Annotated in this window: 14 protein-coding genes and 1 tRNA gene; 2 read left to right on the top strand and 13 right to left on the bottom strand. The window is 70.0% G+C overall.

Going from position 1 to position 14,170, the window contains the following annotated elements; translation table 11 throughout:
- Positions 1-3: 3 nt before the first annotated feature.
- The 4 genes from GO999_RS12665 to GO999_RS12650 all read right to left on the bottom strand — a co-directional run bounded on the left by GO999_RS12665 (position 4) and on the right by GO999_RS12650 (position 2,204).
- Positions 4-750 carry a gamma-glutamylcyclotransferase gene (locus GO999_RS12665; protein ID WP_011000736.1) on the bottom strand — a complete coding sequence of 249 codons (747 nt, stop codon included), beginning with the start codon at positions 748-750 and terminating at the stop codon, positions 4-6.
- A 375-nt stretch (positions 751-1,125) separates the two neighbouring features.
- Positions 1,126-1,201 (bottom strand) — tRNA-Cys (locus tag GO999_RS12660).
- A 63-nt stretch (positions 1,202-1,264) separates the two neighbouring features.
- The gene (locus tag GO999_RS12655) at positions 1,265-1,618 is read right to left on the bottom strand and encodes an FKBP-type peptidyl-prolyl cis-trans isomerase (protein ID WP_011000738.1); all 354 of its coding nucleotides are present in this window, start codon (positions 1,616-1,618) and stop codon (positions 1,265-1,267) included.
- Positions 1,619-1,655: 37 nt separating this feature from the next.
- Positions 1,656-2,204 (bottom strand): YaeQ family protein, encoded by a 549-nt coding sequence (locus GO999_RS12650; protein WP_011000739.1) that lies wholly within the window; start codon positions 2,202-2,204, stop codon positions 1,656-1,658.
- 211 nt (positions 2,205-2,415) lie between these two features.
- Here GO999_RS12650 and GO999_RS12645 point away from each other — a divergent pair, with 211 nt between their 5' ends.
- On the top strand, positions 2,416-5,232 hold the full coding sequence (locus GO999_RS12645) for a DUF2339 domain-containing protein (RefSeq protein WP_211906288.1): 2,817 nt from the start codon (positions 2,416-2,418) through the stop codon (positions 5,230-5,232).
- Entirely contained in the window at positions 5,229-6,581 is a 1,353-nt protein-coding gene (locus GO999_RS12640) for a DUF3999 domain-containing protein (protein ID WP_209318826.1), read from the top strand. Before GO999_RS12645 ends, GO999_RS12640 begins: the two co-directional genes overlap by 4 nt.
- 57 nt (positions 6,582-6,638) lie before the next feature.
- On the opposite strand, the gene GO999_RS12635 is transcribed toward GO999_RS12640, so the two are convergent.
- From GO999_RS12635 to GO999_RS12595, 9 genes are all read right to left on the bottom strand, one after another.
- The gene (locus GO999_RS12635) at positions 6,639-7,022 is read right to left on the bottom strand and encodes an MAPEG family protein (RefSeq protein ID WP_020831449.1); all 384 of its coding nucleotides are present in this window, start codon (positions 7,020-7,022) and stop codon (positions 6,639-6,641) included.
- A gap of 44 nt (positions 7,023-7,066) precedes the next feature.
- Complete coding sequence (locus GO999_RS12630; RefSeq protein WP_016723370.1) at positions 7,067-7,288, bottom strand: RNA-binding S4 domain-containing protein; 222 nt, start codon at positions 7,286-7,288, stop codon at positions 7,067-7,069.
- 7 nt (positions 7,289-7,295) lie between these two features.
- The gene (locus tag GO999_RS12625) at positions 7,296-7,865 is read right to left on the bottom strand and encodes a YceI family protein (RefSeq protein WP_165591559.1); all 570 of its coding nucleotides are present in this window, start codon (positions 7,863-7,865) and stop codon (positions 7,296-7,298) included.
- Positions 7,866-7,909: 44 nt separating this feature from the next.
- Positions 7,910-9,652: a glutamine--tRNA ligase/YqeY domain fusion protein gene (locus tag GO999_RS12620; RefSeq protein ID WP_211906287.1), complete on the bottom strand. Its 1,743-nt coding sequence runs from the start codon at positions 9,650-9,652 to the stop codon at positions 7,910-7,912.
- 67 nt (positions 9,653-9,719) lie between these two features.
- Positions 9,720-10,073, bottom strand: a complete 354-nt coding sequence (locus GO999_RS12615) for a lipase secretion chaperone (RefSeq protein ID WP_211906286.1) — start codon at positions 10,071-10,073, stop codon at positions 9,720-9,722.
- 62 nt (positions 10,074-10,135) lie between these two features.
- Positions 10,136-11,638: a tripartite tricarboxylate transporter permease gene (locus tag GO999_RS12610; RefSeq protein WP_011000747.1), complete on the bottom strand. Its 1,503-nt coding sequence runs from the start codon at positions 11,636-11,638 to the stop codon at positions 10,136-10,138.
- A 9-nt stretch (positions 11,639-11,647) separates the two neighbouring features.
- Complete coding sequence (locus tag GO999_RS12605) at positions 11,648-12,133, bottom strand: tripartite tricarboxylate transporter TctB family protein (RefSeq protein WP_011000748.1); 486 nt, start codon at positions 12,131-12,133, stop codon at positions 11,648-11,650.
- A 212-nt stretch (positions 12,134-12,345) separates the two neighbouring features.
- A complete protein-coding gene (locus GO999_RS12600; protein WP_016723368.1) occupies positions 12,346-12,798 on the bottom strand; it encodes a DUF2214 family protein in 453 nt (150 codons plus the stop codon).
- Between the two features lie 31 nt (positions 12,799-12,829).
- The gene (locus GO999_RS12595; protein WP_016723367.1) at positions 12,830-14,050 is read right to left on the bottom strand and encodes a CaiB/BaiF CoA transferase family protein; all 1,221 of its coding nucleotides are present in this window, start codon (positions 14,048-14,050) and stop codon (positions 12,830-12,832) included.
- Positions 14,051-14,170: the final 120 nt, after the last annotated feature.

Genomic DNA, 14,170 nt, shown 5'->3' with positions numbered 1-14,170 from the left:
GGCTCAGGCGCTGAGATAGGGATCGGGCAACGGGCCCGTGCCGTCGGTATCCGCGGTCTGCGATGGCGCGTTGGCCGCGTTTATGTCCATGGCCTGCAGCCGCTGCCAGAGCCGGTCGAGGTACGGATCGTGCAGCCCGTTGCTGGCCAGGCCGATCAGCGTGCGCTGCAGGTATTCGCGGGCCGGGCCGTACAGTCCGACGGCCTTGTGCAGGCAGCCGACCACGCGCTCGTCGGGCAGGCGGCCGGCATAGGCTTCATGGGTACGGTTCATCACGAAGGCCAGCGCGAGGATGCGCTCGCCGTGGATTTCCGTCGGCAGCCAGCGCGGCAGGTAGGCGCCGGTCAGCATCTCGCGGCGCCACAGCACGCGGAATTCGCGTTCGGCATGCGCGCGCGGCACGCGGAAGGCCACGCCGCTGCAACTGCCGCCGCGGTCGAGGCCGAGCACCAGGCCGGGATTGTCCCAGGTGCCCCGGTTGATGCGGGAATACAGGTAGAAGCCCCGGTGATAGCCGCGCACCGTGGCGCGCGCGACCTCGGTGTGGAAGATCATCGGGTTCCAGATCAGGGAGCCGTAGCCGAACACCCAGGCGTCCTGCCCCTCGCAGGGCGCCGCCGACAGCCGTGCGAGCGTCGATGCGAGCGACGCTTCCAGCGCAGCCTCGGTCAGCAGCGTCGACGCGACGGGTGAATCACCCAGGGCGGCGCGCAACCGGTTCTGTTCGAGGTCCTCTCGGGTGACGGCCATGTCGCAAGCATAGAGCAATCGTTCTGGGCGGTCACGCCGGGGGCGTGCGCGCGTGCCGGAAACGTGTGTTGCGGGCTGCTGGAAGCGTTTGGCTATGGCGTGGCCGCAACGGTCGGGCGTGCCGCCTGCATCCTCGGGGCGGTGGGCAATGCCGTGGCCGGCACGATCGCGGCGATCGGGCGGCCGCCATTTGTGATGCTGTGATGCCGCATCGACGTGGCGATTTGCCGGGGCCCGGACGGCAGGCTGCCCAACGGGTTGCCGGGGACGAAGGTCGGGGGCGGGGGGGAGGTGCTTGGATGCCGCGCCGGGCGATTGCCCTGCAGCCAGGGTAGCCAGCAGCGAGGAAGAACCGGCTCGCCGGATTCGGGAGACTGGAGGCGGGGGAACGGAATCGAACCGACTTATACGGCTTTGCAAGCCGCAGCATTGACCACTCTGCCACCCCGCCAGGGGAGGGATCGGCCGGCGCCCGTGCGATGCAGCATCGGCCGGCCGCGATTCTAGCGCAGGATCAGACTTCCAGCAGATCGACCTCGAAAAGCAGCGTTGCGTTCGGGGGAATCACCCCACCCGCGCCGCGCGCACCGTAGCCCAGCTCGGCCGGGATGATCAGCTTGCGCGTGCCGCCGACCTTCATGCCCTGCACGCCTTCGTCCCAGCCCTTGATGACGTGGCCGGCGCCCAGCGGGAAGGCGAACGGATCGTTGCGGTCCTTGCTGGAATCGAACTTGCGGCCGGCCTGGCCGTTCTCGTACAGCCAGCCGGTGTAGTGCACGGTGACGTACTTGCCGGCGGTGGCTTCGGCGCCGTCGCCCACGGTGACGTCTTCGTATTGCAGGCCGCTCTGGGTGGTGGTGATGGTCATGGTGAGCCTCGTGTGGGAAAGGTTGAGAGAGAGGGGCTCAGGCGCCGGCGGCCTTGAGCGTATCGAGCCGGACCTGGATGTTGTCCGCGTCGTCGGCGATCCAGATGTCGCCGTCCTGGATGGTGACCTGCAGCCGCATCGAGCGCTCCACCAGCGCGGCGAGCGCGGCCACGGTGTCGGGCGCGACTTCATAGACCGACAGGTTGGCGAAGCGCGCCACCTTGGTTCCGGTCTGCTGCCACCACACGCGCGTGGCGTTGCCGCTGTGGGTGTACACGGCCACTTGCTGCGAGCGGTTGCATGCCTTGCGGATGCGCGTCTCGTCCGGATTGCCCAGGTCGATCCACAGTTCCACGGCGTCGGTCAGGTCGCGCTGCCACAGGTCGGGTTCGTCGGGCTCGGAGAGGCCGCGCGTGAAGGCGAGCGTCTCGCTGGCGTGCCGGGCGAAGGCGAGCACGCGCACCATCATGCGCTCGTCGTTCTCGCTCGGATGGCGGGCGACGGTCAGCGCGTGGCTGCCGTAGTAGTGGCGATCCATGTCGGCGATCTGCAGATCGACCTTGTAGATCGTGGATTTCAGTGCCATGCGGACAGGTCTGGGGGCAGGGGTTGTTCAACGGAGCGCGCATTGTCGCACGGGCCGGTGACACGCATCGCACGCTTCTGTACTTTGGTGCATTCCCATTCCACGCCGATTGCGGTATATGCAAGCGGTGCATGCGTTTCGGGCCGGCGTCGGGAAGCCCGGGTGCAGGGGCAGGCACGCCACTTGCCCAACCAACAGGACAACCAGAACGATGCGTTGGATATTCGGAATCATCGGCTTGATCGTGGGCGCCGCGGTGGGCGGTGTCATGGGCGCCTTCCTGGGGGCGCTGATCGGCGTCGGCCTGGCGGCGGTCATTCTGCACCTGGACCAGCGCGCCAGTTCGCGGTGGACGCACCCGGACGCCGACGCGCCGCCTGATGCGGGCACCCAGCCCGGCGTGCTGCCGGTCACCGAGCGCGTGGCGCGGCTCGAGCACGAGGTGGCGCTGCTGCGGCGGCAGATCGCGGAGCTGAAAGGGCAGTCGTTCGCGACCGCGCCGTCGGTGCCGGAGGCGCCGGAGCAGGCTGCGGCCGCACCGTTGCCCGATCTTGCTTCGGCAACGACCGAGGTGCCGCCGCCCGTCATCTCGCCCGCGCCGACCATCGCGCCGCAGCCGGCGGCCGTGTCCGCCCCCGCCGCGGAGCCGGCGCCGCTGGAGCCGACATGGGCCGACCGGGCCGTGTCCGCCGCGCGCGACTGGCTGCTGGGCGGCAACAGCGTGGTGCGGGTCGGCATCCTGATCCTGTTCTTCGGCGTGGCCTTCCTGCTCAAGTACGCGGCGGACAACCGCCTGCTGCCGATCGAGTTCCGCCTGGCCGGCGTGGCGCTGGCATCGATCGTGCTGCTCGCCGTCGGCTGGCGCCTGCGCGACAAGCGCCCCGGCTATGCACTGGTGCTGCAGGGGGGCGGGGTCGGCGTGCTCTACCTGACGGTCTTCGCGGCGACACGCATGGTGCCGCTGCTCCCGCCGGGCGCGGCGTTTGCGCTGCTGGTGCTGATCTGCGCGCTGGCGGCCGGGCTGGCGGTCCGGCAGAACGCGCCGGCGCTGGCCTTCACCGGCAGTGCGGGCGGGTTCCTGGCGCCGATCCTGATCTCGACCGGCGCCGGCAGCCATGTCGCGCTGTTCGGCTACTACGCGCTGCTCAACGCGGGCATCTTTGCCATTGCGTGGTTCCGCGCGTGGCGAATGCTGAATCTGCTGGGCTTCGTGTTCACCTTCGGCATCGCCACGGCGTGGGGCGTGCTGCGCTATGAGCCCGCGCTGCTGGCGAGTACCGAGCCCTTCCTCATCCTGTTTTTCCTGATGTACGCGGGCATTGCGCTGCTGTATGCGCTGCGCCGCCAGGTCAGCCTCAGGCACTACGTGGACGGCACCCTGGTATTCGGCACGCCGCTGGTGGCGATGGGCCTGCAGGCCGCGCTGGTGCAGCACATCCCGTTTGCGATGGCGTGGAGCGCGACGGCGCTGGCGGCGTTCTACCTGGCCGTGGCGGCCTGGTTGGCGCCCCGGCGCTCGCAGCTGGGCCTGCTGTTCGAGGCGATGCTCGCGCTGGGCGTGATCTTCATCACGCTGGCGATTCCGCTGGCGTTCGACGGGCGCACCACCAGCGCCGTGTGGGCGCTGGAAGGCGCCGCCGTGGTGTGGGCGGGCGTGCGCCAGCAGCGCCGGCTGGCGCTGGCGGCCGGCTTGCTGCTGCAGTTGGCGGCGGGCGTGGCCTTCGGGATCGGGCAACGCTTCGAGTGGTCGGCGTCGGCGGGCTGGCCGGTGCTCAACAGCCGTTGCATCGGCGGGCTGCTGATCGCGGCGGCCGGCGTGTTCAGCGGCTGGCGCCTGCAGGGCAAGACCGAGGCGCGCGACTGGCTGAAGGCCGCGCCGGGGCTGGGCATCGCCGCGTCGGTGTGGGGGCTGCTGTGGTGGCTGGGCAGCGGCAGCGGAGAAATCGACCGCTGGGCATGGCGCCTGCGCAGCGCGCTCGTCGACCGGCCGGACATTCCGCTCTACGCCGCCTTTGCCGTGCTGACCGCGTGGCTGGCGCACGGGCTGCGCCGCCGGCTCGACTGGGCGCTCGCCGAGTGGCCGGCATTGGCGTTGGCTCCCGCGCTCGGGCTGGTGGCGATCGCGGCGTGCGGGCACTGGGTGCCGTCGCCGCTGGCGGGCTGGGGCGGGCTGGCGTGGATCGCCTCGGTGGCGCTGGCCTTCGCGCTGCTGCGCCGCCAGGAGCGCGACGTGGGCGATGCCATCCTGGCGCCGCTGCACACCGTGCTGTTCTGGCTGATCTGCGGCGTGCTGGCCACCGAAGGCTACTGGCGCCTGAACGCCTACGTGCCGGAAGGCACCTGGAGCTTCGCGGCCTGGGCGTACGCCTATGGCACGTTGCTGGCGCTGCTGGCCGGCGCGGGCTGGCGCATCCGCTGGCCGATCGCCCGCTTCGAGCGCGCCTATCTGCTGTGGGGCGCCGCGCCGCTGGCCGCGCTGCTGTGGCTGTGGAGCCTGGCGGGCGCCGCCAGCGACGGCAACGCCGCGCCGCTGTTCTACCTGCCGATCCTCAACCCGCTGGACGTGGCACAGCTGCTGGTGTTCCTGGCGATCGCGCTGTGGATGCGCCGCACCGCGCTGCAGCACCTGGTGCCGCAGCCCGCGGTGATCGGCTACGCGGTCGGCGCGACCCTGTTCATCTGGGCCAACGCGGTGCTGCTGCGCACGCTGCACCATTGGGCGCACGTGCCGTACACCGCGGACGGCCTGGGCAACTCGATGCTGGTGCAGGCTTCGCTGTCGATGTTCTGGACCGTGCTGGCGCTGGCGGTGATGGTGGCCGCCACGCGGCGGGCCAGCCGCGCGCTGTGGTTCACCGGCGCGGTGCTGCTGGGGGTGACCGTGGTCAAGCTGTTCCTGTTCGACCTGTCGCGCGTGACGGGGGTCGAGCGCATCGTTTCGTTCATCGGCATTGGCGTGCTGCTGCTGCTGATCGGCTATCTGTCGCCGTTGCCGCCGAAGGCCAGGGCGGAGGAGACGCCGGCATGAGCCATCAACGGATCGCGGGAGGCCGTATGAAATCGATCGTATGGGCGGCTGCCGCCGCGCTGTGCTGGTCCGCGCCGGCCGGGGCCGAGCGCTTCGAGCTGACCGGCGCGCCCGGCGCGCCGTATTACGCCGTCACGCTCGGCGCGGAGGTCTATGCCCATAGCCGCGATGCCGGCCTGGCCGATCTGCGCATCCTCAACGGCGACGGCGAGCCGGTGCCGTTCTCCATCGACAGGCCGCGCGATGCGGCGCCGCAGGCCCGCACGCTGCAAACGGTGCGCTGGTTCGCCGCGCCGGCCGAAGAAGACGGCAAGCCCGGCACAGCCGGCGTCGTGCTCGGCACCGACGGCGTGCTGCGCGCGACGGGGCCGCTGCCGGCACAGGCGTCGGCGCGCGCCTGGCTGCTCGACCTGAGTCCGCTGCGCGACACGGTGACGGCCGTGGTGGTCGGCCTGCCCGCCGCCGAATTCCAGGGCGAGGTGTCGGTGCAGGCCAGCGACGACCTGCAGCACTGGCGCCCGGTCACCCGCGCCACGCTGTTCCACCTGGCCAACCAGGGCAGCACGCTGGTGCAGGACCGCATCGAACTGGCCGGCGTGCATGCCAAATACCTGCGGCTGACATGGCAGGGCAAGCCACCGGTGCCCGATGCCGTGCGCGTGGAACTGGCCAGCGGCATGCCGGCCGCGCCGGCCGACAGCGACATCCAGTGGCGCACCGGCCTGGCGCCGGTGCAGGTGCCCGCCACCGGCGACTACCTGTTCGATACGGGCGGCGCGTTTCCGGTGGAGCGCGTGAAGGTTCGCCTGCCGCAGACCAATACGGTGGTGCAGGCGACGCTGTCCGCGCGCGCGAATGCCCGGGCGCCGTGGCGGCCGGTGACGTCGGCGCGGCTGTTCCGGCTGGCCGGCGCGGGCGGCCGGGGCGAGCAGGAAAGCCCGCCGATGGTCGTGCCGGCCACGGGCGAGCGCTATTGGCGCCTGCAGGTCGATACCCGCAGCGGCGGCCTGGGCGCGGGGGCGCCGGCGTTGTCGATCGGCTGGCGGCCGGCCACCGTCACCTACGCGGCGCGCGGCAACGTGCCGTTCGTGCTGGCGGTGGGGGAGGTCGCCGACGGCAGCCCGGTCGCCCGCACGGAACTGCTGGCGGGCGCATCGCCTGCGATCGTGCCGGCGCAATCGGGGACGATGACGGCCTCGCCGCCGGAGGCGCTGCGGCGCGAGCCGCCGGGCGGTGCGACGCGCCGGTGGATCCTGTGGGGCGCGTTGGTGGCCGCGGTGGCCGTGCTGGGCGGCATGGCCTGGCGGCTGTTCCGCGTATCGGGCACCCCGGCCGACACGCCGCACTAGCCCGCAATGGAAACGGCGCTCGTCACGGCGCCGTTTTCGTTCCGGGCACGGGTTGCGTCAGTGCACGAAGGCCGGCTGCACGAACAGCGCGATGGTGAGGACGAAGCCCACCGTCCACACCAGCGAGCGCGCCGTCGCCCAGTTCGCCAGGTAGCAGGCTGTGTAGAGCACCCGCACGGCGATGAACGCCACCGCCAGCCCGTTGACGCGATCCACCGGACTGCCGCCCAGGATCGCCACCAGCACCGCCACCGCGAAGAACGGGAACACCTCGAAGTGGTTCTGCTGGGCACCGTTGGCGCGCTGCGCCACGCCGGTCAGGCCGGCGGCCCATTGGCGCGGCTGGCGGTTGTCGCGCCTCGGTCCCGTGAACCGGGCGATCTGGATGCAGACATACGGCAGCAGGGCGGCGATCAGGACGCACCACAGGGCGATCGGCATGGTCGGTCTTCCTCGGCGGCGGGGGCGGGTGGTGTGGCCGGGCGCTACTCGGCGCCGTGCACGGCGATGCGCACGTCGCCCAGCATCACTACCTGGCCGGCGCGGATCTTGGCGGTCTTGCGGGTCTCGGGCTGGCCGTCGACGGTGACGCCGCCATCGGCGACCACCGCCTTGCCGGCGCCGCCGCTGTCGACCACGCCGGTCAGCTTGAGCAGCTTGTGCAGTTCGATGTAGTCGGTGGTCAGTTGGAAGTCGATGTTGGCCATGTGAGGGTCAAGGTTGTTTGGGCGAGGCTTCCACGCTGATCTCCAGATCGACGCGGTCGCCGACTTCCGGCAGGAAGCGCGTCATGCCGAACGCGCTGCGCCGGATGGCGAGGTGGAAATCGCCGCCGCAGACGTGCAGCGTGGCGGCAATCAGTTTGATATCGCCGCAATTGAAGCGGCGCACGTCCAAGCGCACCGGCTGTGTCACGCCATGCAGCGTCAGCCTGGCCTCCACGGCGACCAGCTTGCCGCCTTCCACGACGAAGCGGTCGCTGCGCAGGCGGATGATCGGGAACTGCGCGGCGTCCAGGAACTGCTCGGATTTCAGCACGCCGTCCAGTTCCGACAGACGGGTGTTGATCGAGGCGGCATCGATCGTGAAATCGAAGCCGCCCTGGTTGTCCGCTTCGTTGAAGTCGATGGCGCCGTCGATCTTGTCGAAACGGCCGCGCAGGGTGGTGCGGTCGAAATGCGATGCGCCGAAATAGACCGCCGTGTGCGCCAGGTCCGGCGTGAACGGCGCGGCAAGGGCGGAGGTGCTCAGCCCCCCCGCCAGCATCCAGATCCATGCACGCATGATGCCTCCTTGGTCAGGGGCCCACGGCGAGCATGGGCCCGTGCTTACTTGCCCCAGCTGTCCTTCAGGCCGACCACGCGGTTGAACACGGGCTTGCCCGGCTGCGAGTCGATGCGGTCGGCCACGAAGTAGCCGTGGCGCTCGAACTGGAAGCGGTCTTCCGGCTTGGCGGTTGCCAGCGTCGGTTCCAGGTAGGCCGTGACGACCCGCTTGGCGTCGGGGTTGAGCGCGTCCAGGAAGTTCTTGTCGCCCGAGTCCGGCTGCGGGTCGGTGAACAGGCGATCGTACAGGCGCACCTCGGCCTCGAGCGCATGCGCGGCGCTGACCCAGTGGATGTTGCCCTTGACCTTGACGCTGTCCGCACCCGGCGTGCCGCTCTTGGTGTCCGGGATGATGTTGGCGTGCACGGCGGTGATGTTGCCGTCGGCATCCTTGTCGCAGCCCGTGCATTCGATCACGTAGCCGTAGCGCAGGCGCACCTTGTTGCCCGGGAACAGGCGGAAGTAGCCCTTGGGCGGCGTCTCGGTGAAGTCCTCGCGCTCGATCCACAACTCGCGCGTGAGCGGGAACTCGCGGCGGCCCAGCTCGGGCTGCTTCGGGTGCACGGGGGCCGAGCACGGCTCGTTGAAGTCCGCCGGCACGTTGTCGAGGATGAGCTTGACCGGGTCCAGCACCGCCACCGAGCGCGGCGCGCGCGCATCGAGGTCGTCGCGCACGGCGGCCTCCAGGATGCTCATGTCGATCCAGCTGTCGGCCTTCGAGACGCCCACGCGCTCGCAGAACAGCTGGATCGATTCTGGCGTGTAGCCGCGGCGGCGCATGCCCACCAGGGTGGGCATGCGCGGGTCGTCCCAGCCGTCCACGCGCTTTTCGTTCACCAGCTGCAGCAGCTTGCGCTTGCTGGTGATGGCGTACGTGAGGTGCAGGCGCGCGAATTCGTACTGGTGCGGCAGCGGCGCGGGCAGCGCGCCGGCGTCGCGCAGGTGATCGAGCACCCAGTCGTACAGCGGGCGGTTGTTCTCGAACTCCAGCGTGCACAGCGAATGCGTGATGTTCTCCAGCGCATCGGAGATGCAATGCGTGAAGTCGTACATCGGGTAGATGCACCATGCGTCGCCGGTGCGGTGGTGGTGTGCGTGGCGGATGCGGTACAGCACCGGATCGCGCATCACGATGTTGGGCGCGGCCATGTCGATCCGGGCGCGCAGCACGTGCTGGCCGTCCTGGTACTTGCCGGCTCGCATGTCGCGGAACAGCGCGAGGTTCTCTTCCACCGAACGGTCGCGGAACGGCGACGGCGTGCCCGGCCTGGTGAAGTCGCCACGGTTGGCGGCGATCTGCTCGGCGCTCTGGCTGTCGATATAGGCGGCGCCGCGCTGGATCAGCACCTCGGCAAAGCCGTAGAGCTGCTCGAAGTAGTCGCTGGCGTAGTAGAGGTGCTCGCCGGTGCCGTTCTGCCACGAGTAGCCGAGCCAGTGCACGGCGTCGATGATGGAGTCGACGTACTCGGTGTCTTCCTTGACCGGGTTGGTGTCGTCGAAGCGCAGGTGGCAGCGGCCGCCGTATTCCTTGGCCAGGCCGAAGTTCACCCAGATGCTCTTGGCGTGGCCGATGTGCAGGTAGCCGTTGGGCTCCGGCGGGAAGCGCGTGATGATGGGCGGCAGGGCGTGGCCGGCGGTGTCCTGGCGCCCGGCGTAGGTGCCCTGCTCCAGGTCGGTATCGATGATCTGGCGCAGGAAGTTGGACGTGGAGGCGGCAGCGGCGCCGGTGGCGTTGTCTTGGCTCATGGGCAGGCGAAATTCGGCAATCCTGCGATTTTACAGTGACGGGCGCTTCGTGCTGCGTTGCCGTGTTTCATTCGTGCCGCGGGCTGCCGTTCAGTGCCTGTGCGCGCAACGCCTCATTCGATGCATGGAACGTTTGCCGGCGCAGCTGCGCGACCCGCGCGGCGCGGTCGGCCGCCGACAGGCCGGGGACGGCAGTGAGGCGGTCGCGCTCGCGGGCGTAGGCGGCGTAGCGGGCGTGCCGGTCGGCCCCGGCCTGGTCGGCGCGGACCAGCCGATCGGCGACGGCGGCATCGACGTCTTCGGTGGCCAGTTGCCGGCGGATCCGCGCTTCCGACGGCCCTTGCGCGTGCCACTGCGCCAGATCGGTGGGCAGCCGCGCGGGAGCGCCGGCGTCGATGGCGGTGATCTTCGCGGCGCGCACCAGCGAAAACCGGAGGGCGCGCCTCCGGTTGCGTGGTGTGCGTTGCAGCGAGGCGCGCGCCGCTATTCCTCCTGGAACGCCTGCTCGCGCTTGCGGCCGATGGCCGGCATCGCCACCAGCAGCACCAGCGCCGCCGCCCCGATCAGCAGCCCCAGCGACAGCGGCCGCGTGACGAAGATCGAGAAATCGCCGCGCGAGAACTGCATGGCGCGGCGGAAGTTCTCTTCCATGAGCGGCCCGAGCACAAAGCCGAGCAGCATGGGCGCCGGCTCGCAGCGCAGCTTGACGAACAGGTAGCCGAGCAGCCCGAAGACCGCCGTCTGGAACACGTCGAACGTGGTGTTCGACACCGAATACACGCCGATGCAGCAGAACACCAGGATGGCCGGATACAGGAAGCGGTAGGGCACCTTGAGCAGGCGCACCCACAGGCCGATCATCGGCAGGTTCAGCACGATCAGCATCAGGTTGCCGATCCACATCGAGGCGATCAGGCCCCAGAACAGCGCCGGGTTGCTGGTCACCACCTGCGGGCCGGGCTGGATGTCGTGCATGGTCATGGCGCTGACCATCAGCGCCATCACCGCGTTGGACGGAATGCCCAGCGTGAGCAGCGGAATGAACGAGGTCTGCGCCGCCGCGTTGTTGGCCGATTCCGGCCCGGCCACGCCCTCGATGGCGCCCTTGCCGAATTCATGCGCATACCTGGACGCCTTCTTCTCCAGCGAATACGACGCGAACGAGGCCAGCGTCGCGCCGCCGCCCGGCAGGATGCCCAGCAGCGAGCCCAGCGCGGTGCCGCGCAGCACGGAGGGGACCATGCGCCGGAAGTCTTCGCGGCTGGGCCACAGGTTGCGCACGTGGTCGACGAAGGTTTCGCGGTGTTCCTTCTGCTCGAGGTTGATGATGATTTCCGCAAAGCCGAACACGCCCATCGCCACCGACACGAAGTTCAGGCCGTCGGCCAGCTCCGGCACGTCGAACGCATAGCGCGCGGCGCCCGAATTGACATCGGTGCCCACCAGCCCCAGCAGCAGCCCGAACACGATCATGGCGATGGCCTTGAGCAGCGACCCCGAGGCCAGCACCACCGCGCCGATCAGCCCCAGCACCATCAGCGAGAAGTATTCCGCCGGCCCGAACCGGAACGCGAATTCCGACAGCGGCGTGGCGAACGCGGCCAGCACCAGGGTGGCGACGCAGCCCGCGAAGAACGAGCCCAGCCCGGCGGTGGCCAGCGCCACGCCCGCGCGTCCGCGCCGCGCCATCTGGTAGCCGTCGATGGTGGTCACCACCGAGGACGATTCGCCCGGCAGGTTGACCAGGATGGCCGTGGTGGAGCCGCCGTACTGCGCGCCGTAGTAGATGCCCGCCAGCATGATCAGCGCGGCCGCGGGCGGCAGCGTATAGGTGACCGGCAGCAGCATGGCGATGGTGGCGATGGGGCCGAGCCCCGGCAGCACGCCGATCAGCGTGCCGAGCACGCAGCCGATGAAGGCGTAGACCAGGTTCTGGAGCGACAGCGCGGTGGAAAAGCCCAGCGCGAGATTGGCAAGGAGGTCCATGTCGCGCGCTCAGCCGCCGATGAAGGCCGGCCACACCGGGAACTGCAGCTTGAGCCCGTAGACGAAGGCCGCCAGGCTCATCAGCACCATCACGACGGCCGTGCCGGCCGCGCCCTTCCAGGTGAATTCATGGCTCGCCATGCTGGAGACCAGCACGAGCACCACCAGCGACAGCACCAGCCCCAGCGGCTGCAGCAGCAGCCCGAACAGCACGACCGAGCCGAGGATCCACAGCAGCGTCTTGACGTCCCAGCGCGGGATGCGGTCGGCCACGCCCTTGCGCGACAGTGACCGCGCCATCACCACCGCGCCCAGCAGCGCCAGCACCACGCCGAGCCAGAACGGGAAATAGCCCGGGCCCATGTTGCTGGCGGTTCCCATGCGGTAACTGCGCGCCAGGATGGCGAAGGCTGCGCCTGCGATGATGAACAGGATGCCGGAGGCGAAATCCTGGTGACTGCGGATCACCGGAGGACGCAGCGGATCGGTGGGCAAAGCGGGTCTCCTCGTGCGGGCGCGGTAGGCCGCCGGCGGACCGGGGCCTGATGGGCGCCCAAGTGTGCACGCGAAGCCGGCCGACTTTCAAGCACCTTGCAGAGGGGTGGCGGGCCGCCGGGATGCCCCGGCGGGCGTGTCGGTAAAGGGGTTCAGGGTTGGTCCCGAGCCGTGCCGCAGGCGCGCTTGGCGCGGCGAGCGCGCACGCCGCATCACATGCCGATGCCGCGTGCCATCAGCACCGCCGCCAGCGGGATGAAGATGATCAGGTGCGCTTCGAGCATGACCCAGCGGCGCACCTTGGCGATCTCGGCGGGCGTCGGCACGAAGTCGGGCAGCGTCTTGCCCTGCCGCTTCCAGCGCAGGATGGCGAGGGTGGGCGGGATCGACATCAGCGCCACCAGGACGAACAGCCCCATCTTGATATGGAAGACCGGGTTGTGCACGTAGAACGCCACGCCCTTGGCGCCGTAGAACAGGCGCAGCAGGCCGCTGATCAGCACGGCACCCGCCGAGGCGCCGTAGACCGCGTCGTAGATCGCCAGGCGCTTGCGGATCGCCGGCGTCATGTCCGGGCGCAGCACCACGGCCTCGGCGGTGACGAAGACGATCAGCGTGAAGATCGACAGGTAATGCAGGTAAGCCAGCAACGCATCGGACCACATGGTGACCTCGTCTCGGTGGGGAATCGGAAGGCTAGATGACGCCCTGCGCGCGCAGCGCCGCGATCTGCGCCTGCGGCAGGTCCAGCACGTCGCGCAGCACGGCCTCGGTGTGCTCGCCCAGCAGCGGCGGATGGGCGACGGCCTGCGGCGGTGTCGCGCTCATCCTGACCGGGCTGCCGACCAGCGGCACGGTGCCCGCGCTCGGGTGGGGCAGGTCGACGCGCAGGCCGCGCGCCTTGACCTGCTCGTTGTCGAACACCTCGTCGAGCGAGTTGATCGGGCCGCAGGGCACGCCGGCGGCTTCGAGCCGGCGGATCCACTCGGCCTTGCCGAGGCGCCGGACCATGTCGGCCAGGATCGGCACCAGCACGTCGCGGTTGGCCACGCGCTGCGGGTTGGTGGCAAAGCGCGGGTCGTCGGCCAGTTCGGGGTTGGCGCCGGCCACGACAAAGCGGCGGAACTGCCCGTCGTTGCCGACCGCCACGATGATCCAGCCGTCCGCGGTCTGGAAGGTCTGGTACGGCACGATGTTCGGGTGCGCGTTGCCCCAGCGCCTGGGGGCCTGGCCGCTGGCCAGGTAGTTGGTGTTCATGTTGGCCAGCATGGCGACCTGCACGTCGAGCAGCGCCATGTCGATGTACTGGCCCTCGCCGGTGCGGTCGCGGTGCGCCAGCGCGGCCAGCACGGCGACGGTGGCGTACATGCCCGTCATCAGGTCCGAGATGGCCACGCCGGCCTTCTGCGGGCCGCCGCCGGGCAGGTCGTCGCGCTCGCCGGTCAGGCTCATGAAGCCGCCCATGCCCTGCACGATGAAGTCGTAGCCGGCGCGCGCGGCGTAGGGGCCGGTCTGGCCGAAGCCGGTGATCGAGCAGTAGACCAGGTCCGGCCTGACGGCCTTGAGCGCGTCGTAGTCCAGGCCGTATTTCTTCAACTGGCCGACCTTGTAGTTCTCGAGCACCACGTCGCTGTGGGCGGCGAGCCGGCGCACGATCTCCTGGCCCTCGGGCGTGCTGATGTCGACCGTGATGGAGCGCTTGTTGCGGTTGGCGGCCAGGTAGTAGGCGGCCTCGGCGGTGTCGCTGCCGGCCGCGTCCCTGAGCCAGGGCGGCCCCCACGCGCGGGTGTCGTCGCCCGCGCCGGGGCGTTCCACCTTGATGACATCGGCGCCGAAGTCGGCGAGGTTCTGCGCGCACCACGGGCCGGCAAGCACGCGGGTCAAGTCGAGGACTCGGAGATGGCTCAGGGCGCCCATGGGCAAGCGTTTCGGCATGGTTGGGACGCGTGCACTGTACACCAGCCTTCCGCGTCACCCCAGCCCCCTGCGACGAATGGGCGCGAACGCGGTGCGAACCCCGTATAATCAACGGTTTGC

Source organism: Ralstonia nicotianae, from assembly GCF_018243235.1.
In the GTDB taxonomy this organism is placed as follows: domain Bacteria; phylum Pseudomonadota; class Gammaproteobacteria; order Burkholderiales; family Burkholderiaceae; genus Ralstonia; species Ralstonia nicotianae.
Note: the sequence above shows the minus strand (reverse complement) of the source record. Positions and strands in the feature narration are given on the sequence as shown.